Origin of the sequence: Parvibaculum sp. (genome assembly GCF_049671045.1) — a bacterium.
Classification (GTDB): Bacteria; Pseudomonadota; Alphaproteobacteria; order Parvibaculales; family Parvibaculaceae; genus Parvibaculum.
This window is the reverse complement of record NZ_JBATUH010000018.1, coordinates 1-18,123: the sequence shown is the minus strand read 5'-3', so window position 1 is coordinate 18,123 and position 18,123 is coordinate 1. Positions and strand designations below refer to the sequence as shown.

The following is an 18,123-nucleotide window of genomic DNA, read 5'->3' as shown; positions in this document are numbered from 1 at the left end:
GTAGCCCGATCGCCTTCGCGCTAGGGCGTGGCCGCGGGCGAACGTCGGCAGGCGGCGCGCGGAGTTGCCGGTTTACCGTCTTTATGCTTGATCGCGGCGCACAACCGTCCTATACGGAGCCCCCGAACTGGTCCCGTCCCCTTCGTCTAGCGGTCCAGGACGTCGCCCTCTCACGGCGAAAACAGGGGTTCGAGTCCCCTAGGGGACGCCATTCGCTGAAATCCGGACATTTCAGTTTGTGCAGCTTCCCGGACGCTTAGGCGGCCAGGGGCACCTTCGCGCGCACTCCATCCGCATAGAGACGATTTTTCGCCCGTCAGCGATGGGGCGCGACGCCCGCTTCGAGCGCGCGGATGCGCTCGGCAAGGAAGCTTTCATTCGGCAGGGGTGCGTCCTCGTCCTGCTCTTCCGCATCCTCATCGGATACCGCAAACGGCTCCACGCTCTCGCTGAAACTCGCAAGCGACGCCTTGATCGCGTCGAGTTCGCGCATATCGCTGCCGCCTTCCGCTTCGCCCGGATAGGGCGAAAGCGTGGCGGGCTCGTCGGCCGGGTGCGCTGTGCCGCTCGCCTCCGATGCGGCCATGGCGGAATGAAGCCCCGTCGCCTTCGCCGCATGCTCGAAAGCCTCGTTCATTTCGGAGACGAGGCGCGTCGCGCGCTCGCCAAGCTGCCTGAGCTGCGCTTCGACCTGCAGCTGGCGGTTGATTTCCGCCGTGGCGGCGGTCTCAAGCTCCGCAACGCGATGCCGCAATCCGTCGATCTCGGTTTGCAGCGCCGCCGCATGGGAGTGGAGCGCGGCCAGCTCCTCGGCCTGGCGGCGAGCCTCGCCCTGGGCGGTTTCATATTGCGCATGGAGATCGGCGATCTCGCCCTGCATCACCTGCGCTTCGGCGGTGGCCGTCGCCAGCCGCTCTTCGAGTTCGGCATTGCGGGCGGCGAGTTCGCTTGCCTCGCCACGCTTGTCTTCGAGCTCGGCTTCGGCTTCGACAAGGCGCGCGGCCGTCTGCTCCATCTCGTCGAGGTTGAGTTCGTCCCTCATCTTGTCGGTGGTGACCGTGACGGCGCGCCGCCAGGCAAGTTGTACCGCCACGATCGCAAAGAGCGTCGCTGTGAGGAAGCCGAGTGCAATCAGCATCAGGCTTTCGGCCATGGGATCCCCGTCGGGCTGGCGTTGTAGACATCTGGCGGATGACGGCTCCGGTCACCCTGCCAGAAATAAATCCGGGCTTCTACCGCTGAAACACACCGGCCCCGCTGGCCGATGCCACGCGCCCCGCGTCAGAAGGGCAGCCATTCGCGGTCCTTGGTGTATTTGAGATAGCCGACCGAAGCCCCGAGCCGCAGGCCCACGCCCGAGCGCATGGGGGCCAGAATGATCTTGCCGCGCTGCTGATAGTTGATGCCAATGCCGCCGACGAGATAGGCGCTGCCCTCGACGCCGGGAAAGCGCTGGTAGATCGTCTGCCCGTCGGGGAGGTTGTAGACCAGCGTGAAAACCTTGACCGCATTGCCGCCGAAGTCCCAGCCGGCGCTCGGGCCCTGCCAATAGACCCTTTGCTGGCCACCATTCTTCATGACGAGCGTACCGGACCCGTAACGAAGCCCGAGGACGATGGCGCCGCTCGTTTCCTCGCCCTTGATATAGGCGTTCGGCTCTCCGTATCTCTTGAAGACGCTGTGGACGGCATCCGCCATGCCCTGGGCGGCGCTTCCGAAGAACTGGCCAGCCTCGTGCACGATCTCCTTCTCGCTATAGGTGTCGCTCGCATGGCTGCGGACGGCAGGCGCCTGCTGGTTGGATTCGGCGGCGCGGGCCGCGGTGGCGCCGGTTCCGGCGAGGAGAATGAGCAGGCCCGCCGCGACGGCCGCGTGGAGCCCGTGGAGCCTTTTCGGTCTGGTTGTCATCAGCGTTCGCTCCTCTTTGGCCTTTGCTTTCAGTCAGGCCCAAAATTGGCCCGATTCCGATGCCCGTATTCTACCGCGCTTATGGCCGACACTTTGTGGCGCCATAATAAGGCAGAGATGAGGCTCGCGGATTTCTCTCCACAAGGATATTTCTCTTCAGGTTATGGGCAATGACAAACCGGCGCTGAGGCGTCTCATATATCTGGGCGCCGCCGGGCTCCTGCTGCTCGCCCTCGGACTGGCCGCGCTGTGGCAGTCGAGGGTGGCGCTGGCCGAGCGGGCCATTGCCGATGTGCTGGCGGCGCGCGGCGTGGCGCCCGTCTCCTTCAGGGTTTCAATGCTCGGCCTCAGAAGCATCGAGATCGCGAATCTGGCGATCGGCCCCCGGGAGGGAGGCGCCAGCCGGGTTCCGGATGTCGAGGCTGGGCGGATTACGGTGACCTACCGGGTCGGCGAGCTTCTTTCAGGGCGCGTCCAGTCGATCGAGGTGTCCGGTCTGAGCGCCCATGCGCTGGTGGATGAGCGTGGCCTGTCGCTCGGCGCGGCGAGCAGGCTTCTTGAAGGGGGAGGCAGGGGTACGGCCGGCCCGCTTCCCGCCATTCATGTCGATGGCGCGCGGATCGAGCTTTCAACGCCACAAGGGCGCTACGCGCTCGACGGCAGCCTCGATCTGTCGCAGCCCGAGGCGGCGGCGCCCGTCGCCATTTCGCTTCCCTCGCTGCGCCTCTCCGATCTTGCCGCTCCCCTTCGCTTCGAACCTGTCGAATTCGTGGGGGCGGGCACGCTCGATGGCAGCAAGCTCGGTTTCAGCGCTGTGGTGCGGAGCGCCGCGCCCGGCGCGGGCGGCGCGGAGCTTGCGACGCTTGCGGGCAGCTATGATCTCGCCGGGCTGAAGGGCGCCATGCGCGCCAAGGGGGCGCTCAGCTTTGCGCCGGCAGGGCTCGAGCCGCAAACCCTGTTGCCAGTTCTGAAGGGTCTCGTCGCCAATGTTCAGGGCAGGGCGAATTATGAGGCGGAGCTTTCCTATGCGCCCGGGGCTTTAAGGAGTTCGGGGCGGGTCGTGCTTTCGGGCATCGGCTTCGAGGCCTATTCGGCGAAGTTCGGCGGGCTCGACGGCACGGTGATCCTTGACAGCCTCGCGCCGCCGCGCAGCAAGGGGATACAGACGCTCTCCGTCGGGCTCGTCCAGGCGGGCATACCGCTGAAGGATGGCCGTGTCGCCTTCGAGATCGGGAGGTCGGGCCTGCCGCATCTCGTCAGCGCGGCCTGGCCCTTCGCCGATGGCCGCCTCTCTCTCGCCTCGACCTCGGCCGGCGCCAACGCATTCGAACTTACGGTCGAGAATGTCGATGTGACGGCGCTCCTGACACTTGCCGATGTGCCGGGTCTTTCCGGCAGCGGGAAACTGAGCGGCACAATTCCGGTCACGATCGAGAACGGCAATCCGATCATCAGGGATGGCGCGCTCGCCGCTGCGGCGGGTGGCGGCGTCATCGTCTACAAGAGCGCTGCCGCCGAGGCGGCGGCAGGCAACGAGCAGACGAAGCTTCTCACGGAGGCGCTGAAGGATTTTCATTATACGGAGCTTAAGGCGACGCTCAGCGGAAACGCCAATGGCGAACTTCTGTTCCGTCTCCACTTCAAGGGCTCGAACCCGTCGCTCTATGGCGGCTATCCGATCGTCCTCAATGTCAATCTGCAAGGCTCGCTTGCGGACCTGATCCGGCGTGGTACGGTCGGCTTCCGGCCGATGGAACTGATCCGCAGCGAGGCCGCGCCGACGAAGAAGGCCACACCATGAATGCACGAGACAAATCGGGAATGACGAGACGGCGCGCGGCGAACGGGCTGATCGCGGCGGGGCTTCTCCTCGCCGCCGGGGCATGCAATCCGACCGTCAAGATCGAGGCGCCCGACAAGCCCATCGAAATCAATCTCAACGTCAAGATCGAGCAGGAGGTTCGCGTCAAGGTCGATCGCGAACTGGACAATGTGCTCGCCAAGAACCCCGATCTTTTCTGAGAGGAAGATCATGCGCCTCTTCAATTCCGCACTCGCCATTCTCTCCTTCATCTGCGCGCTCGCTCTCGCCGCGCCCGCTTTCGCGCTCGATCTCGACGGCGCGAAGGCGCAGGGGCTCGTTGGCGAGCGGCAGGACGGCTATGTCGGCATCGTCAGCGCGAGCCCGTCGCCCGAACTCAAGCGTCTGGTGGATGACATCAATCTGCGCCGCCGCGGGGCCTACCAGAACATCGTGACGCAGACGCCGGGCGCGACGCTCAACGCGGTGGAGAAGCTCGCCGCCGAAAAGCTCATCGCAAAGACGCTTTCGGGACAGTTTGTCCAGGATGCGTCGGGAAAATGGGTCAAAAAGCCCTGAAGCGTTCCGTTCCGGTACGTTGACGCTCCGAAATCTCCGGCACGAGGCTTGCTCCGATCCCGGCAGCGCCGCCGCTAGTATGCGTATCCGGCAGGCGAGGCCGGCGCGAGCCCGTAAAGCCGGGGGGTCAGGGGTTCGCGCCGGCCGCATATTCGTTTCGTTCGCGGCCTCGACGGCATGATTTGTGCGGCGCCTCTCTCATCGGAGGCGCCGTTTGCGCATCCGCGCCGCGCTATGCGCCGCCGCGCGCGACGAAGAACGGATTGTCGAGCCCGCGTTCGGTCTTGCCATAGAGAAGCGGCGCACCGTCGAGCTGGGTCACGCTGCCGCCAGCGGCGGCGAGAACCGCATGGCCCGCCGCCGTGTCCCACTCCATTGTGCGGCCATGCCGCGGATAGAGATCGGCTTCGCCCGCCGCGATCAGGCAGAATTTGAGCGAGGAGCCCGAGACGAGAAACTCCTTCACATTGTAGAGGTTGAGATATTCGTCCGTCTTGTGGTCGCGGTGGGTGCGGCTCACGACGACGACGAGGCCGGAGGAATCGGGTTTTCGCACGCCGATGCGATGCGCGGGTTCCGCGCCCGCAAACGCGCCATCCGCGCGCGGCGCAACTTTCCGCTCATAGGCTTCGGTGGAACCGGAAGCGTAGAAGAGGCGTCCGCTCGCCGGCGCGTAAACCACGCCCGCGACCGGCACGCGATCCTCGATAAGCGCGATGTTGACCGTGAATTCACCGTTCTTGCGCAGAAATTCCTTCGTGCCGTCGAGCGGATCGACGAGAAAGAAGCGCCGGCCGATATCGGGGATATGTCCGGCGGCGGCCTGTTCCTCGGAGACGACGGGAATGTCCGGCGCAAGACGATGCAGCCCGTCAAGGATGATGCGTTCGGCATCGTGATCGGCGGCGGTGACGGGGCTGTCGTCTTCCTTGCGGATCGCTTCGAGCCCGCTGTCGTAGTGAGCCATGATCGCGGCGCCCGCCATGAGCGAGAGGCGGCAGAGCCCGTCGATGAGTGTCTTGCGGTCCGGGGTGGGGCTCATCCGTTTCTCCTGGCATCGGCGGCGCGAGAACAGCACCCGGAGCGGGCAGGGTCAAGCATGGCGGGGTCGGGCGGGGTCGGGGCCGTCCGTCCGGGGCTGGCATAGTGGGCGGCGCGATGCTATCAGCGTTCGGGGCATTCGCGTTCAGGCGAAGATCGAAAAGCGGGGGCGGCGGAACGATGAGCGAGGATATTTCGGCGCTGGAGCTGGCGGCGCTTCTGTGCAGCCGCGTCTGCCACGACGTCATCAGCCCGGTAGGCGCGATCACCAATGGCCTCGAAGTGCTTGCGGACGACGACGATCCCGAGATGCGTGTTCACGCGATGGATCTCATCACGAAGAGCGCCGCGCAGGCTTCGGCGAAGCTGCAATTCGCGCGGCTCGCCTTCGGCTCGGCAGGCTCGGCGGGCGCCGAAATCGATCTTGCCGATGCGCGCGCCGTCGCCGAGGGGCTCATGCGGAGCGAGAAGGCAACGCTTTCCTGGCACGCGCCTCACGCTACCATGGGCAAGGACTATGTGAAGCTTCTGCTCAACATGCTGCTCATCGGCATTGCCGCTGTTCCGCGCGGCGGTGAAGTCGCGGTCGGCGTCGAGGGCGATCTTGCGAGCCCGCGTCTTAATGTGCGCTCGCGCGGGCAGGCGGCGCGCATTCCAGACGAGACGGCGCGGTTTCTGGGCGGGAGGGCGCCGGAGCAGCCCCTCGATGCGCGCGCGGCCCAGCCTTATTTCACCGGGCTCATCGCCCGTTCACTCGGCCTTGCGATCGAGGCGCGCATGGAGGGCGATGAATTCACGATCGAGGCCAGGGCGTAAGGATCATCCGCCAGCCGGCCAAACGAAAAGGGCGTCTCGCGGGAGACGCCCTTCGTCTTTTCATGCGCGCGGCCAGGATCAGGCGGTCGCCTGAACAGGCATCGCCCCTTCGACCGGATCGCGCAGCACATAGCCCCGTCCCCACACGGTCTCGATATAGTGTTCGCCGCCCGTGGACGCCGCGAGCTTCTTGCGGAGCTTGCAGATGAACACGTCGATGATCTTGAGTTCCGGCTCGTCCATGCCGCCATAGAGATGATTGAGGAACATCTCCTTGGTGAGCGTCGTACCCTTGCGGAGCGAGAGAAGCTCCAGCATCTGGTATTCCTTGCCGGTGAGATGAACACGCTGGCCGTCGACCTCGACCGTCTTGGTGTCGAGATTGACCGTGAGCTTGCCGGTGTTGATGACCGACTGCGAATGGCCCTTGGAACGGCGGACGACCGCATGAATGCGGGCGACCAGCTCATCCTTGTGGAAGGGCTTGGTCATGTAGTCGTCGGCGCCGAAGCCGAGGCCGCGAACCTTGTTCTCGATGCCGGCGAGGCCGGAGAGGATCAGGATCGGCGTCGTCACCTTGCCCATGCGCAACGACTTCAGGACCTCGTATCCGCTCATGTCCGGCAGATTCAGGTCCAGAAGGATGATGTCGTAGTCATAGAGCTTACCGAGATCGACCCCTTCTTCGCCAAGATCGGTCGTGTACACGTTAAAACCGTCAGACTTGAGCATGAGCTCAATGCTCTGGGCGGTTGCACTGTCGTCTTCGATGAGCAGAACTCGCATCGTCCCCCTCTTCGTGACGGAAGGCATGCCCCCCGCCACTGCGGCCCAAAAAGTTAAATCCACTAAGCCACATTATCGCCATTTGGTTAATAAAGGTTAACCGTGGACGAAAATTTTGAGAAAAATTTATATAAGCGGTTCACAGGGTGTTCACCGTACTGACCGAGGCGTGAATTCCGCGCCGATCGGGGCGCCCCCTGCCGCGGGCGAAACGTGCAGGGTTTCGCGCCGCCCGCTCCGTTTTCGTCGATATTTTCCCGGTTCCAAGGTTTACGCGCCCTTAAAGTCTTGCCGCCATGATGAACGCACGATGTGGGAGCAATGGTGATTTCTCCCATGTGGCAAGCCCCGGCGGGGCGAGGCAAGCAAGACGCGGGAGCCTTGAGAAGTGCGAGCTTTGTTGGCGGAGATCGGCGCGCTCTCCGAGATCAGGCATTACGGGCGTGTCGTCAGCGTTCAGGGGCTGATGGTGGAAGTGGCGGGCCCGCTTCACGCCATGGGCGTCGGCAGCAGGCTGACGGTCACGAGCCGCACGGGCGGCGACATCCCATGCGAGGTGGTCGGCTTTCGCGACGGGCGGGCGCTCTGCCTGCCTTTCGGGCAGCTTTCCGGCATCGGCGTCGGCTGCAAGGCGGAAGTCATCGCCGAGGAGCCGCATGTCTATCCTTCGAGCGCATGGCTCGGCCGCGTGGTCAACGCCATGGGCGAGCCCATCGACGGCAAGGGGCCGATCGCGCAGGGCGCGGAGCCCTATCCGCTGCGCAACATGCCGCCGCCCGCGCATACGAGGCAGCGCGTGCGCGGCAAGATCGATCTCGGCGTCCGCGCGATCAACACGTTTCTGAGCTGCTGCCGCGGCCAGCGCATGGGCATCTTCGCAGGCTCAGGCGTCGGCAAGTCGGTGCTGCTCTCCATGCTCGCCCGCAACACGGCCTGCGATATTTCGGTGATCGGCCTTATCGGCGAGCGCGGCCGCGAGGTTCAGGAATTCCTCGAAGACGATCTGGGGCCCGAGGGGCTCGCGCGCTCCGTCGTGGTGGTCGCGACCTCTGACGAGGCGGCGCTGATGCGCCGTCAGGCGGCCTATCTGACGCTGAGCCTCGCGGAATATTTCCGCGATCACGGCAAGGACGTGCTCTGCCTCATGGACAGCGTGACGCGCTTTGCGATGGCGCAGCGCGAGATCGGCCTTTCCGCCGGCGAGCCGCCCACGAGCAAGGGCTATACGCCCACCGTCTTCGCCGAGCTGCCCAAGCTGCTGGAGCGCGCGGGCCCCGGCACGGGAAGCGGCAGCATCACCGGGCTTTTCACCGTTCTCGTCGATGGCGACGATCACAACGAGCCGGTCGCGGACGCGGTGCGCGGCATTCTCGACGGGCACATCGTCATGGAGCGCGCCATCGCGGAGCGCGGCCGCTATCCGGCGATCAATATTCTCAAGTCGGTGTCGCGCACCATGCCGGGCTGCAACAGCGAGGAAGAGAACACGCTCATCCGCAAGGCGCGGACGCTGCTTTCGACCTATGACGACATGGAAGAACTCATTCGCCTCGGCGCGTACCGTCCCGGTTCGGACAGGCTCGTCGACGAGGCGATCTTCTATCAGCCTTCGCTCGAGCGCTTTCTCGGGCAGCGTAAAAACGAGGCGACGGACATGGCGTCGGGCTATGCCATGCTCGCCAATATTCTTTCGCAGACGCCTCCGGCGCGGGAGGATGACTGATGCGTAACCGGGATTCTCTCATCAGGCTTCACCGCTTTCAGGTGGACGAGAAGCGCCGCAAGCTCGCTGAACTCGAACTCATGCTTCAGGAATTCCGTGCCCGCGAGCGCGAGCTCGAGGCGCAGGTCCTGGCGGAGCAGGAAAAGGCCGGCATTTCGGACGTGGCGCATTTCGCCTATCCGATGTTCGCCAAATCGGTGATCCGGCGGCGCCAGAACATCCTCAATTCGATCGAGGATATCGAGCATCAGCTCAGCGTGGCGAAGGAGGAGCTGGCGAGCGCCTTCCGCGAACTCAAGAAATACGAGCTGATCGAGGACAACCGGAAACGCAGGCATCGCAAGGAAGCGATGCGGATCGAGCAGGCGGAACTCGACGAAGTCGCGCTCGGCATTCACAGGCGCGGCTGAGAGCGCTTTTCATCCTTCCTGTCCTGGAGTTTGCAACACGCTCGCATGGGTGGGCGCCAGCCGTTCAAATCCCGCCGGCGATGCTCTACAATGTCGGCCGTGTTTCCTAAGTTCAGGCGGAATTCCCCCATGCCTTCCTTCGACATCGTATCCAAGACCGATTTCGGCGAAATCGACAACGCGCTCCAGAACGTGGAGCGGGAGATCGCGCAGCGTTACGATTTCAAGGGGTCGCGCTGCACGATCGAGCGCAAGGAACAGGAAATCACCATCAACGCCGATGACGAACTGAAGCTCAAGCAGATGCATGAGCTGCTGCAGGGCCATCTCGCCCGCCGCAAGGTCGATCCGGGCGTGCTCGACTACAAGGAGCCGGAAAAGGCCGCGGGGCAGAGCGTCCGCCAGAAGGTCGCCATCCGGCAGGGCATCGACAAGGATCTCGGCAAGCGCATCGTCAAGGAGATCAAGGGATCGGGCCTGAAGGTGCAGGTCGCCATTCAGGGCGACGAGCTGCGCGTCTCCGGCAAGAAGCGCGACGACCTTCAGGCCGCGATCCAGTTCGTGCGCGGGCTCGATATCGAGCAGCCGCTTCAGTACGAAAACTTCCGCGATTGACGCCCGGCGCGGCGCGTCAGCTGCGGAAGAACAGTCGCCTGACGAAGTAGATGATGCTGATCGCGACGAAATAGCCGACGAAGCGAACCGCGATGAGTTTCAGAACTTCAATATCGGCGAAGTTCGGAACGGGATTGGCGTCGTGCGCGAGAATGTTGCGGACGATGTTGACCGCCTCATGCACGACCGTCGCGCCGATCGCCCAGCCGATGACGCGCCCATAGTTCCGCATCAGCCCGGCCGCGATCACCGCGATCACAATGCCCTGCACAGAATTCACGGTATCGAAGCCCTGGCGGGCCAGGGCGAGGCCCTGATTCAGATAGTCCATAAGCATTCCGTCCCCCAACTTCCCGACGCAGACATTCCCCCTCGCCCGACGCGGATGCCGTCACCCGCCTCGAGGCGGAGTACAGACTAGCTCAATTTGGGACAGCGTCCACCCTGATCGCATTGCAGCAAATCATTCGTGTGCGGCGCAATATGGCTCAGTCCTGTCCGCGCGCCGCCTTCACGGGCTCCTGAGCGGGCAGGGGGAGCAGGAGGTCGCGTGCGATCCTGCGCACCGCCTCGCTTGCCTTCGCCTGCGGATGGCGGAAGAGAAGTGGCGTCTGGCGGCGGATAGCGTCGCGCACCAGATCGTCGCGCGGCACGAAGCCCGCGAGCGGCGGATTGAAGCCGAGGAAGTTGCGGCAGGCATTGCTGAGCGCCGCGTGGGTGCGCCAGGCATGTTCGCGATCATTGGCGAAATTAACCACGATCCTGATGTCGGCCTGCGGCTCCTGAAGGGTGAGCAGCTTGATGAAGGCATAGGCATCGGTGAGCGAGGTCGGCTCGTCGGTCACGATGACCAGCGTGGTGCTGCCCGGCGTGCAGAGCGCCAGCACGGATTGATCGAGGCCCGCCGCAAGGTCGATGACGACATGGACATAGCGCGCCGAAAGCGAGACGAGATTGCGCGCGATGGCGGCGATCTCCGTCCTGGTCAGCGCGCTCAGCACGCCGGAGCCCGACTTGCCCGCGAGCACGTCGAATTTGAGGCCGCCGGCCGCTCCGCTCACGGAGGGGATTTCGTAGGTCGTGATCGCGTCCTCTATGCGGACGCGCCCCGCGATCACGGAGCCGAGATCGTGCTTCGGCGCAAGGCCGAGCTGGACATCGACATTGGCAAGGCCGAGATCGCCGTCGAAGAGGAGCACGTCCCGGTTCATGCCCGCAAGAGCTTCGGCAAGTGTGATCGCGAACCATGTCTTGCCGACTCCGCCCTTGCCGGAAGCGATCTGGATCATGCGCGGGTGAGACATGTGCAATCCTGACTGGAAGAGGGTGCTGCCGGCTTCATGATGCGGCCATGGCGTCCGCGCCGTCGGCGCGCGCTTCATGCGTGCCGAGGATGAGGCGGGCGCAGACGAGCGGGTTCATCGCCGCAAGGCCGCGCGCCAGATAGGGCGTGACGCTGATATGGGAGAGAGCGAGGCCCGCATGATCGGCGGCGGCGAGCACAGCGCCGATGCGGCGCGAAATATCGACCTGCGTCGCGATGAGGCGGCGCGCGCCGAGGCTCGAGAAATGCGATGCGGTTTCGCAGAGAAGCCGCGCGTCCCCGGCGGCGGAAAGAACGAGCACGGGCTCGGTGTCGGCGGCGAAGCGCGCGCCTTCGGCAAGGCGCCTCAGCGCGGCGAATTCCTGCCGGTCGAAGGGATTGACGCTCGCCGTGTCGATGAAGCAGGGGCGGGCGGCGCGATCGGCTGGTGCCGTCCCGCTTTCGTGCTCGTTGAGCAGCAGCGCGAGCCCGTCGATATCTTCGGCCGAGCGAATGTCGAGGTCGAGCAGCCGGCCATAGGCTTCGCCTTGCTGCGCGGCGCCGGCGCGGGCCGTATCCGTGGTGATGAGGTCGACGCTCACGCCCTCGATCACCGCGCCGGCCGCGAGCTTCGCCATGGTGACGGTCTTGCCGGAGCCGGGAAGGCCCACCAGCATGACGGGCGCAGGCGGGCAGGCGGGCAACGGATCGAAGGCGAAGCGGTCGCGGAGCGCGATGGCGAGGGCCGCCAGCGCGTCGTCATTGTCGAGAGTCGCGGCCGCCGCCACCAGCCCGTCGCGCAGATCGGCGGGCGCGCCTTGCGCGTCGAGCGCGCGGGCGAGAAGCGCCTCGTCGAAGGCGATGCCGGAATGGGGAGCGGGGGCAGGTTCGGCGTCGGGGTGATGGTCTTCGGGAGGGGCCGTGCGAAGCCGCTCGCGGAGGCTCGTTTCGAGCGAGGATTCGAGTTCGAAGAGGCTCAGCGGCCGCCCGGCATCGGGCTCGATCGCGGCGGTCACCTCGATGCTTCCGGCGTCGTTGGTGAAGCTCGAAACGATGATCGCCTCGGTGCCAAGCTCGTGCCGCACCGCCTCGATGGCTTCGGCCATGTCCGCCGCGATGAAAGTCCTGAGCTTCACCTGTTTCTACTCCGCCGCTTGCCGCCTCCGCTCAAACGGTTCCCAGCGTGCGCAGACGGATGCGCGGATGGATTTCATTCTGCGACATCACGAAGGTCTGCGGCCGGAAGCGTTCGATGATCGAGCGGACATAAGGACGGATGCCGGGGCTCGTCAAGAGAACGGGCACCTCGCCTGCGCGGCCCGCTTCCTCGAAGGTGTCGCGGACGGCGGCGATGAACTCCTGCAGCTTCGAGGGCTGCATGGCGAGCTGCTTCTCGTCGCCTTGGCCGACGAGGGATTCGGCGAAGGACTGCTCCCAGCGCGGCGAGAGAGTGACGAGAGGCAGCATGTTGTCGCGATCCACATTCGACGCGCAGATCTGGCGCGCGAGCCGCGAGCGTACATGCTCGGTGATGAGATTGAGGCTCTGCGTGTGGCCGACGGCCTCGGCGATGCCTTCCATGATGGTCGGCAGATCGCGGATCGAGATGCGTTCGGTGAGCAGCGTCTGGAGCACGCGCTGGATGCCCGTGATCGTGATCTGCGATGGCACGATGTCGTCCACGAGCTTCCTGTGCTCCTTGCCGAGCTCGTCGATGAGCTTCTGCACTTCCGCATAGGAGAGAAGATCGGCCATGTTGTCGCGGATGATCTCGGTGAGATGCGTGGTGAGCACCGTCGGCGGATCGACGACCGTGTAGCCGCGGAAGGAGGCTTCCTCGCGCAGTCCCTCGTCGATCCAGGTCGCGGGCAGGCCGAATGCGGGCTCCGTCGTGTGAAGGCCGGGAAGCTCGATGCGGCCGCCCTGCGGGTCCATGACGAGAAGCTGGTTCACATAGACCTCGCCATGTCCGGCCTCGACTTCCTTGACGCGGATGGCATAGCCGTTCGCATCGAGCTGGACATTGTCGAGGATGCGGACCGACGGCATGACGAAGCCCATATCGGTCGCGAGCTGGCGGCGCAGCGCCTTGATCTGATCGGTGAGCTTCTGGTGGTCCTTGCCGTTGATGAGCGGCAGCAGCGCATAGCCGATCTCGAGGCGCAGCTCGTCCATTCTGAGCGCGGTGCCGATCGGTTCCTCGGCGGCGGGCGCGGCGCTGGATTGGGCCTCTTCCATCGCGACGGCTTCGGCCGCTCTCGTCTTGCGCATCTTCGTCACGTAATAGGCAAGGCCGCCCGCGCCGCCGGAAAGCAGGAGGAACGGGATCATCGGCAGGCCGGGCAGGAGCGCCATGGTGCCCATGACGACGGACGACATGCCGAGCGCCTGCGGATAGCCCGAAAGCTGATCGAAAAGCGCCTGATCGGCCGCGCCTTCGACGCCCGCCTTGGAGACAAGGAGGCCCGCCGCGGTCGAAACGATGAGCGCGGGGATCTGGCTCACCAGGCCGTCGCCGACGGTCAGGATCGTGTAGGTGTGGGCGGCTTCGGCAAAGGAGAGATCGTTCTGCGCGACGCCGACGATGATGCCGCCGACGACATTGATGAAGGTGATGAGCAGGCCCGCGACCGCGTCTCCGCGCACGAATTTCGAGGCGCCGTCCATCGCGCCGAAAAAGGCGCTTTCGTTTTCGAGATCGCTGCGGCGCTGCCGCGCGGCCTTCTCGTCGATGAGGCCGGCCGACAGATCGGCGTCGATCGCCATCTGCTTGCCGGGCATGGCGTCGAGGGTGAAGCGCGCCGCGACTTCGGCGATGCGGCCCGAACCCTTGGTGATGACGATGAAGTTCACGATGACGAGGATCGAGAAGACGATCACGCCGATGACGAAGTTGCCCTGCATCACGAAGTGACCGAAGGCCTCGATCACCTTGCCGGCGGCGCCCGTCCCGTCATGGCCGTGCGAGAGGATGAGGCGGGTCGAGGCAAGATTGAGTGCCAGCCGCAGCATCGTCGCGATGAGGAGCACGGTCGGGAAGGAGCTGAATTCGAGCGGCCGCTGGATGAAGAGCGCCGTCATCAGCACGAGCACCGAAAAGGTGATCGAGATGGCGAGGGAGAAATCGAGCAGGAAGGCCGGCATCGGCAGGATGAGGACGACGATGATCGTCATCACGCCGACGGCCAGCGCGAGGTCGCCGCGCTTGGCAAGATTGCCGAGCATGCCGGCCGGTGTCAGGCCGGCGAGGCCGAGGCTGCCCAGCAATCCGCCGGAATTCGCATTCCCCACAGTCGCGTTACTCATTCGAACCAGTCCCCGTCATGCCCGATTGGCGTTCTTGCGAAATCAGCCGAAGTTGAGGCGCGCCTCGCCGCCCGGAACGGGCACGGCGATGCCGGATTCGCTGTATTCCTTGAGCTTGTTGCGCAAGGTGCGGATGGAGATGCCGAGAATATTGGCGGCATGCGTGCGGTTGCCGAGGCAATGGTTGAGCGTCTGCAGGATCAGGTCCTGCTCGACCTCGGCGACCGTGCGGCCAACAAAGCTGCGCGTTGCGGCATCGGCCGCGGCGGCGGCCTTCTGGGCGATGCCGAGGGACGGCGCGGGCTCGTCGAGGCGCGAACCGTCGGGGAGGCGGATCGCCTCGACGTCGATTTCGGGGCCCGTCGACAGCAGGACCGCGCGGTGGAGCGTGTTTTCAAGCTCGCGGACATTGCCCGACCACCGATGGCGGGTGAGGAAGCGGCGCGCCTCGAGCGAGAGCGGCTTCACGGGCAGGCCGTTCGCCTTCGCATAGCGCTCGGCGAAATGTTCCGTCAGCGCCAGAATGTCGGCCGGACGCTCGCGCAGCGGCGGGAGCTTAAGATTGACGACGTTGAGGCGATAGAAGAGGTCCTCGCGGAAGCGGCCCGCGCGCGCCTCGGCCTGAAGGTCGCGGTTCGACGTCGCCAGGATGCGGATGTTGACCTTGACGGGCGCCTTGCCGCCGACACGGTCGATCTCGCGCTCCTGAATGGCGCGCAGGAGCTTCGCCTGCAGGCGCAGATCCATCTCGCTGATTTCGTCGAGCAGAAGCGTGCCGCCGTCGGCTTCCTCGAACTTGCCGATGCGCCGGGCGACCGCGCCGGTGAAGGCGCCTTTCTCATGGCCGAAGAGTTCGGATTCGAGAAGGTTTTCCGGGATAGCGGCGCAGTTGACGGAAATGAAGGGCTTGTCGCGGCGCAGCGACTTCCTGTGCAGATAGCGCGCCATGATTTCCTTGCCGGTGCCGGATTCGCCGGTGATGAGAATGCTTGCGTCGGATGGCGCCACCTGGTCGGCGAGGCGGATCATCTCGACCATCTTCGGGTCCTTGAACACGAAGGCGTGACCGTCATCGGCGACGGCGGAGAGAACGGCGGCGATGAGCTCGGCATCGGGCGGAAGCGGGATATATTCCTTCGCGCCCGCGCGGATGGCGTTCACGGCGGCGCGCGCATCCGTATCGACGCCGCAGGCGACGACCGGAACGCAGATGTGCTCGTCCTGAAGCTGCGCGATGAGGGCGGCGATGTCGCAGCCGACATCGACCATCAGCAGGTCGGCGCCGCGGCCGGCGCGCAGCGTATCCATCGCCTGATCGGCGGTTTCCGTGTGCGTCACCCTGGCGCCCTTCGCCATGGCCATCTTGGTGGCGGTCGAGAGCTGGCCGTTCAGGGTTCCGACGATCAGAAGGCGCATGTGCCGCACTCCTCTTTCAGTGTTTTCTTATGCAGTTACAGGTTCGGGCGGGCGCGAGAGTTTCAGCTCGCGCTGCCTTTCACGATTTCGGTCATGGTGACGCCCAGGCGATCGTCCACCACCACGACCTCGCCGCGCGCGACGAGGCGGTCGTTGACGAAGATGTCGATCGCTTCGCCGACCTTGCGGTCGAGCTCGACAATGGTGCCGCGGCCGAGCTTCAGCAGGTTCGAGACTTCCATATGCGTCTTGCCAAGAACGGCCGAGACATTGACCGGCACGTCGAAGACGGCTTCGAGGTCCTGCGCCATGCGAATGCGCTCGGCATCGTCCTCTTCCTCGAGGCTCGCCTCGGCGGCAAGCGGCTCGGCATTTGCGAGATCGGGCAGGGGGATTTCATCATCCTGGTCGGCCATGGTCTGCTCCTAGAGTGCGTTCTGCTTCGGCGTTTCGGACATGGCGAGGCGCTGTTCCGCATTGCGCCGGCCAGACAGCGTTTCGATGTAGCGGGTCGTGACTTCGACGATTTCCTGTTCGAGCTCCTGGCGCGAGCGCACCACGCCACCATCGGCCCATTCGACGAGGCAATCGCCCTCGGCGACGTCGTTCTGGCCGATGAGGATGATGCGACCATCGAGGCCGCGTTCGCGCGCCATGCGCTCGACGGTCTCCTTCAGGCGTTCCATCAGCGTGTCGGCGACACGAAGAACGATGTGCGGCTCGCGGTTCAGATGCACGAGGCAGTCGCGAAGCACGGCCTCGATCTCGGCTTCCGGGCGCGAGGCGATGAGGGCGGGGGCAAGCTTGCGGGCGACGGCGAGCGCGAGTTGCGTCGCCTCGCCGCGGATCGAGATGCATTCCGCGTCGAGCGCGGCAAGGAAGCTCGCCGCATTGGCGACGAGGTCGCGCATGGCGTTGCCGATTTCCTCATCGGCGCGTGCCGATGCTTCCGCATGGCCGGCGGCAAAGCCCGAGGCATAGGCTTCGGCGCGGATGCGCTCGGCCTCCTCCTCGCTGAACTGCACCTTCGCAGGGTTGCGCGGCGCCGAGGGTTGCCCGTCGTCGAAGCGCGTATCGAAGGTGAATTTGACTGCCTGCTTCATGCTCATTCTGTTCATTCGGCCAAACGATGCGCGGCCCGCCTCAATAGATCAGTTCGTCTTCGTCATTGTTCTGGGCGATCAGGATTTCGCCCTTCTGCGCGAGATCCTTGGCGATGTTGACCATCATCATCTGGGCTTCATCCACATCCTTGAGGCGGACGGGGCCCATGAGTTCCATGTCCTCGCGCAGGATCTTGCCGGCGCGTTCCGACATGTTCGCGAAGAAGAGGTCGCGCAGCGTGTCGGAGGCGCCCTTGAGGGCGACCGCGAGCTTGTTCTTGTCGACCGCGCGCAGCAGCGTCTGCACCGAGCCCGGATCGAGCTTGCCGAGATCCTCGAAGGTGAACATGAGCGCCTTGATGCGCTCGGCGGCGTCGCGGCTGCGCTCTTCCAGCGCGGCGAGGAAGCGGCCTTCGGTCTGGCGGTCGAAATTGTTGAAGATTTCGGCCATCAGCTCATGCGCGTCGCGGCGATTGGTGCGCGAAAGGTTCGACATGAATTCGGCGCGAAGCGTCTGCTCGACCTTGTCGAGAATTTCCTTCTGGACCGATTCCATGCGCAGCATGCGCGTGATGACTTCGAGCGCGAAGTCTTCCGGCAGGTGGCAGAGAACGCGCGCGGCATGCTCCGGCCTCACCTTGGAGAGAACGACGGCGACCGTCTGGGGATATTCGTTCTTCAGGTAGCTCGCGAGCACCTGCTCGTTCACATTGCCGAGCTTTTCCCACATGGTGCGCCCGGCGGGGCCGCGGATTTCGTCCATGACGAGGTTGACGCGGTCTTCGGGAAGGAACTTCGACAGCAGGCGTTCGGTCGACTCGTAGGAGCCGATGAGAGCGCCCGTGCCCGACATCTTGGAGGCGAATTCGACGAGCAGCTTCTCGACGGTTCCGGCCTGCACCGTGCCGAGCGTCGACATGATCTGGGAGAGTTCCCGGATCTCGTCGTCGTCGAACATCTCCCAGAGGGAGGCCGCGTCGTCGGCGCCCATGGCGAGCATGAAGATCGCCGCCTTCTGCGGGCCGCTGAGGCTCTTGTCTTCCTGTTTCTTCGGTGCGGTTGCCACGATGTTGTTCCTCAAGCCGTTTCGTGCAGCCAGCTGCGCAGGATGGAAATGGATTCGTCGGGGTGGTTCGAGACGAGTTCGCCGATCTTGCGCACCGAGGAGTGCTTCACCTTGCCGGTGACCTGGGCGATGTCGATCATCATGTCGTCGTCGAAAGACTGGTTGGAGCCGGCGATGAGCGCGGCGGAAATGTCGTCGCCCGACAATGCGCCGTCCGGCCCCGGAAGCGCCGCGGCCGCATGGCCTGCCG

The 18,123-nt window shown here is 64.8% G+C and carries 19 protein-coding genes, 1 tRNA gene and 1 pseudogene; 8 read left to right on the top strand and 13 right to left on the bottom strand.

Annotated features, from left to right (window positions below; translation table 11 throughout):
- Positions 1-135: 135 nt before the first annotated feature.
- Positions 136-211 (top strand) — tRNA-Glu (locus tag WBG82_RS02070).
- Positions 212-316: 105 nt separating this feature from the next.
- Here the strand turns inward: WBG82_RS02070 and WBG82_RS02065 are convergent.
- Positions 317-1,153: a hypothetical protein gene (locus WBG82_RS02065; RefSeq protein ID WP_424420738.1), complete on the bottom strand. Its 837-nt coding sequence runs from the start codon at positions 1,151-1,153 to the stop codon at positions 317-319.
- A gap of 128 nt (positions 1,154-1,281) precedes the next feature.
- Positions 1,282-1,908: a DUF1134 domain-containing protein gene (locus WBG82_RS02060; RefSeq protein WP_424420736.1), complete on the bottom strand. Its 627-nt coding sequence runs from the start codon at positions 1,906-1,908 to the stop codon at positions 1,282-1,284.
- Positions 1,909-2,071: 163 nt separating this feature from the next.
- On the opposite strand from WBG82_RS02060, the gene WBG82_RS02055 reads away from it, so the two are divergent.
- Genes WBG82_RS02055 through WBG82_RS02045 form a run of 3 tightly spaced genes read left to right on the top strand, consistent with a single transcriptional unit; the run spans position 2,072 to position 4,288 of the window.
- Positions 2,072-3,709 (top strand): intermembrane phospholipid transport protein YdbH family protein, encoded by a 1,638-nt coding sequence (locus tag WBG82_RS02055; protein ID WP_424420734.1) that lies wholly within the window; start codon positions 2,072-2,074, stop codon positions 3,707-3,709.
- A 20-nt stretch (positions 3,710-3,729) separates the two neighbouring features.
- Positions 3,730-3,930, top strand: coding sequence for a YnbE family lipoprotein (locus WBG82_RS02050; RefSeq protein WP_424420731.1), 201 nt, complete (start codon positions 3,730-3,732; stop codon positions 3,928-3,930).
- Between the two features lie 10 nt (positions 3,931-3,940).
- On the top strand, positions 3,941-4,288 hold the full coding sequence (locus tag WBG82_RS02045) for a YdbL family protein (protein ID WP_424420729.1): 348 nt from the start codon (positions 3,941-3,943) through the stop codon (positions 4,286-4,288).
- Between the two features lie 232 nt (positions 4,289-4,520).
- Here the strand turns inward: WBG82_RS02045 and cysQ are convergent, their stop codons facing one another.
- On the bottom strand, positions 4,521-5,330 hold the full coding sequence (gene cysQ / locus WBG82_RS02040; protein WP_424420727.1) for a 3'(2'),5'-bisphosphate nucleotidase CysQ: 810 nt from the start codon (positions 5,328-5,330) through the stop codon (positions 4,521-4,523).
- A gap of 179 nt (positions 5,331-5,509) precedes the next feature.
- Here cysQ and chpT point away from each other — a divergent pair, with 179 nt between their 5' ends.
- Positions 5,510-6,145, top strand: coding sequence for a histidine phosphotransferase ChpT (gene chpT, locus WBG82_RS02035; protein ID WP_424420725.1), 636 nt, complete (start codon positions 5,510-5,512; stop codon positions 6,143-6,145).
- Positions 6,146-6,223: 78 nt separating this feature from the next.
- Here chpT and ctrA read toward each other — a convergent pair whose 3' ends face one another.
- Positions 6,224-6,931 carry a response regulator transcription factor CtrA gene (gene ctrA / locus WBG82_RS02030; RefSeq protein WP_324298607.1) on the bottom strand — a complete coding sequence of 236 codons (708 nt, stop codon included), beginning with the start codon at positions 6,929-6,931 and terminating at the stop codon, positions 6,224-6,226.
- A 388-nt stretch (positions 6,932-7,319) separates the two neighbouring features.
- Here ctrA and fliI point away from each other — a divergent pair, with 388 nt between their 5' ends.
- The 3 genes from fliI to WBG82_RS02015 all read left to right on the top strand — a co-directional run bounded on the left by fliI (position 7,320) and on the right by WBG82_RS02015 (position 9,679).
- Positions 7,320-8,654, top strand: coding sequence for a flagellar protein export ATPase FliI (fliI, locus tag WBG82_RS02025; protein ID WP_424420721.1), 1,335 nt, complete (start codon positions 7,320-7,322; stop codon positions 8,652-8,654).
- A complete protein-coding gene (gene fliJ, locus WBG82_RS02020; RefSeq protein ID WP_424420719.1) occupies positions 8,654-9,064 on the top strand; it encodes a flagellar export protein FliJ in 411 nt (136 codons plus the stop codon). The genes fliI and fliJ overlap by 1 nt, the downstream gene beginning before the upstream one ends.
- 129 nt (positions 9,065-9,193) lie before the next feature.
- Positions 9,194-9,679: a YajQ family cyclic di-GMP-binding protein gene (locus tag WBG82_RS02015; protein WP_324298601.1), complete on the top strand. Its 486-nt coding sequence runs from the start codon at positions 9,194-9,196 to the stop codon at positions 9,677-9,679.
- 16 nt (positions 9,680-9,695) lie between these two features.
- Here the strand turns inward: WBG82_RS02015 and WBG82_RS02010 are convergent, their stop codons facing one another.
- The 9 genes and pseudogenes from WBG82_RS02010 to WBG82_RS01970 form a co-directional block, all read right to left on the bottom strand.
- Complete coding sequence (locus WBG82_RS02010) at positions 9,696-10,010, bottom strand: hypothetical protein (protein ID WP_424420715.1); 315 nt, start codon at positions 10,008-10,010, stop codon at positions 9,696-9,698.
- A gap of 157 nt (positions 10,011-10,167) precedes the next feature.
- Entirely contained in the window at positions 10,168-10,983 is an 816-nt protein-coding gene (locus WBG82_RS02005; protein ID WP_424420712.1) for a MinD/ParA family protein, read from the bottom strand.
- Positions 10,984-11,017: 34 nt separating this feature from the next.
- The gene (locus WBG82_RS02000; protein ID WP_424420709.1) at positions 11,018-12,118 is read right to left on the bottom strand and encodes a hypothetical protein; all 1,101 of its coding nucleotides are present in this window, start codon (positions 12,116-12,118) and stop codon (positions 11,018-11,020) included.
- A 31-nt stretch (positions 12,119-12,149) separates the two neighbouring features.
- Positions 12,150-14,207 (bottom strand): flagellar biosynthesis protein FlhA, encoded by a 2,058-nt coding sequence (gene flhA, locus WBG82_RS01995; protein ID WP_424420949.1) that lies wholly within the window; start codon positions 14,205-14,207, stop codon positions 12,150-12,152.
- A 123-nt stretch (positions 14,208-14,330) separates the two neighbouring features.
- On the bottom strand, positions 14,331-15,704 hold the full coding sequence (locus WBG82_RS01990) for a sigma-54-dependent transcriptional regulator (RefSeq protein WP_424420706.1): 1,374 nt from the start codon (positions 15,702-15,704) through the stop codon (positions 14,331-14,333).
- Between the two features lie 62 nt (positions 15,705-15,766).
- Positions 15,767-16,120, bottom strand: a complete 354-nt coding sequence (gene fliN, locus WBG82_RS01985) for a flagellar motor switch protein FliN (protein WP_424420703.1) — start codon at positions 16,118-16,120, stop codon at positions 15,767-15,769.
- Positions 16,121-16,129: 9 nt separating this feature from the next.
- Entirely contained in the window at positions 16,130-16,807 is a 678-nt protein-coding gene (locus WBG82_RS01980) for a hypothetical protein (protein WP_424420700.1), read from the bottom strand.
- A 40-nt stretch (positions 16,808-16,847) separates the two neighbouring features.
- Positions 16,848-17,873 carry a flagellar motor switch protein FliG gene (gene fliG, locus WBG82_RS01975; protein ID WP_324298588.1) on the bottom strand — a complete coding sequence of 342 codons (1,026 nt, stop codon included), beginning with the start codon at positions 17,871-17,873 and terminating at the stop codon, positions 16,848-16,850.
- Between the two features lie 11 nt (positions 17,874-17,884).
- A pseudogene (locus WBG82_RS01970) lies at positions 17,885-18,123 on the bottom strand (flagellar basal-body MS-ring/collar protein FliF); the annotation flags it as partial.

Excerpts from the sequence above, each read along its gene's own strand:
- flhA (WP_424420949.1), bottom strand. The coding sequence starts at position 14,207 with ATGCTCGGCAATCTTGCCAAGCGCGGCGACCTCGCGCTGGCCGTCGGC.
- WBG82_RS02005 (WP_424420712.1), bottom strand. The coding sequence starts at position 10,983 with ATGTCTCACCCGCGCATGATCCAGATCGCTTCCGGCAAGGGCGGAGTC.
- fliN (WP_424420703.1), bottom strand. The coding sequence starts at position 16,120 with ATGGCCGACCAGGATGATGAAATCCCCCTGCCCGATCTCGCAAATGCC.
- chpT (WP_424420725.1), top strand. The coding sequence starts at position 5,510 with ATGAGCGAGGATATTTCGGCGCTGGAGCTGGCGGCGCTTCTGTGCAGC.
- WBG82_RS01980 (WP_424420700.1), bottom strand. The coding sequence starts at position 16,807 with ATGAAGCAGGCAGTCAAATTCACCTTCGATACGCGCTTCGACGACGGG.
- WBG82_RS02065 (WP_424420738.1), bottom strand. The coding sequence starts at position 1,153 with ATGGCCGAAAGCCTGATGCTGATTGCACTCGGCTTCCTCACAGCGACG.
- WBG82_RS02045 (WP_424420729.1), top strand. The coding sequence starts at position 3,941 with ATGCGCCTCTTCAATTCCGCACTCGCCATTCTCTCCTTCATCTGCGCG.
- WBG82_RS01990 (WP_424420706.1), bottom strand. The coding sequence starts at position 15,704 with ATGCGCCTTCTGATCGTCGGAACCCTGAACGGCCAGCTCTCGACCGCC.
- WBG82_RS02055 (WP_424420734.1), top strand. The coding sequence starts at position 2,072 with ATGGGCAATGACAAACCGGCGCTGAGGCGTCTCATATATCTGGGCGCC.
- WBG82_RS02060 (WP_424420736.1), bottom strand. The coding sequence starts at position 1,908 with ATGACAACCAGACCGAAAAGGCTCCACGGGCTCCACGCGGCCGTCGCG.
- ctrA (WP_324298607.1), bottom strand. The coding sequence starts at position 6,931 with ATGCGAGTTCTGCTCATCGAAGACGACAGTGCAACCGCCCAGAGCATT.
- WBG82_RS02050 (WP_424420731.1), top strand. The coding sequence starts at position 3,730 with ATGACGAGACGGCGCGCGGCGAACGGGCTGATCGCGGCGGGGCTTCTC.
- WBG82_RS02015 (WP_324298601.1), top strand. The coding sequence starts at position 9,194 with ATGCCTTCCTTCGACATCGTATCCAAGACCGATTTCGGCGAAATCGAC.
- WBG82_RS02010 (WP_424420715.1), bottom strand. The coding sequence starts at position 10,010 with ATGGACTATCTGAATCAGGGCCTCGCCCTGGCCCGCCAGGGCTTCGAT.
- cysQ (WP_424420727.1), bottom strand. The coding sequence starts at position 5,330 with ATGAGCCCCACCCCGGACCGCAAGACACTCATCGACGGGCTCTGCCGC.
- fliJ (WP_424420719.1), top strand. The coding sequence starts at position 8,654 with ATGCGTAACCGGGATTCTCTCATCAGGCTTCACCGCTTTCAGGTGGAC.